The following is a 1509-nucleotide window of genomic DNA, read 5'->3' on the forward strand; positions in this document are numbered from 1 at the left end:
AGCGGCTTTGCCATCGAACCCGGCGCACATGAAGTCGACTGGCTCTTCTCGGACATGGCCTGCTATCCCGAGCGGCTGCTCGCGCTGGTGGAGAAGTGGATCGCGGCCCGCGCCTGTCGCCGCATGGTCTGCACCCTGAAATTCCAGGCAGGCACCGACTACGCCGTGGTGAAGGACTTTGCCGCCATCCCCGGCGGGCGCCTCGTGCACCTCTTTCACAACAAACACGAGCTGACCTGGCTGTGGTCGAGCGAGTATGCTTGAGCCCGTGATGGGCACGATGTACACGCGGCTGTTTGTGGCAGTCGCTCTTGTTTTCGGCTTCTTTTCCTGCACATCCCGGTGGGACGAGGAAGTAGCTGGCGAAATCCGCGCGCGTCTGACAGGTGCCACGACCGCCGAAGGCGTTGTTGTATTCCCTGTCTCCGGTGACCTTCACGCCCCCGATTCGCTTCGTGCTTTCTACAAAGATCGGAAGTTCCGCCCGCTCTGGATCACCCGCGATGGCGCGAGCACGCAGGCGCTCGCGCTCTTCGCCACACTGGAAAGCGCAGAGGCCGACGGGCTGGCTCCCGAGGACCTGCACCTCCAGGCATTGAACCGACTTTTCGCGGAGCCTGAGGCGCGTTCGCGCGCCGCGCGCCTCGACATTCTCCTCACCGATGGACTGATCGTTTATGCCAACGAGCTGGTCAATGGCCGGATCGATCCGGTGAGCATCGACGCCGAGTGCCTTCGCACGCCCGAGCCGCTCGACGTGCAATTGATCCTGAATCGCATCGCCGGCGGCGAGAACATGGCGGACCTGCTTGCGAGCCTCGCCCCCGCGGATCCGGGCTACGCACTTTTGCGCAAGGCGCACCGACGCTACCTGGGCATCGCCGCACGCGGCGGCTGGTCCGAGTTATCACCGGACGCGGCGGAGACCGCCGTGCGCGGGCGTCTGCAGGCCGAGGGCTACCTCAGCGAGGGCGATGAGTCAGAAGATGCGCTTCGCGAATTTCAGCGAAGCCATGGACTGCGCGATGACGGCGTCCTGAACGAAGCGACGCTCGCCGCGCTCAATGTACCAGCGGCCGCACGCGCCGAGCAGATCACCCTGAATCTTGAGCGCTGGCGCTGGCTGCCACGCGAGCTGGGAATGCCGCGCGTCGTGGTGAACATCGCGGGCTTCTCCCTGGAGGCGTTGGCACCCGAGGAAGAGCCACTCACGATGCGCACGATTGTGGGCATTTCCCAGCGTCGCACGCCGGTGATGAGCGGTGAGATCAACACCCTCGTCCTCAATCCGACCTGGGGCATTCCGCCCACCATCCTGAAGGAAGACCTGCTGCCAAAGCTCAAGGCCGACCCGTCCTATCTGACGCGGCACGAGACGCGCGTCTTCGACACAGCCATCGGGGCGGAGGTTGACCCCACCAGCATTGCGTGGGACGAACTCAACCCGGAGAGCATTCCCTACGTCCTGCGCCAGGACGGCGGGCCGAGCAACCCGCTGGGGCAGATCAA

2 protein-coding genes are annotated in these 1509 nt (G+C 64.7%); both read left to right on the forward strand.

Going from position 1 to position 1509, the window contains the following annotated elements; all coding sequences use genetic code 11:
• A partial coding sequence (locus KDH09_00875; GenBank protein MCB0218220.1) for a hypothetical protein occupies positions 1–264 on the forward strand: 264 nt, incomplete at its 5' end.
• Positions 257–1509, forward strand: a 1253-nt coding sequence (locus KDH09_00880; GenBank protein MCB0218221.1) for a L,D-transpeptidase family protein, incomplete at its 3' end; no start/stop codon positions are given. The genes KDH09_00875 and KDH09_00880, both read left to right, overlap by 8 nt.

Source organism: Chrysiogenia bacterium, assembly GCA_020434085.1.
Lineage (GTDB): Bacteria > JAGRBM01 > JAGRBM01 > JAGRBM01 > JAGRBM01 > JAGRBM01.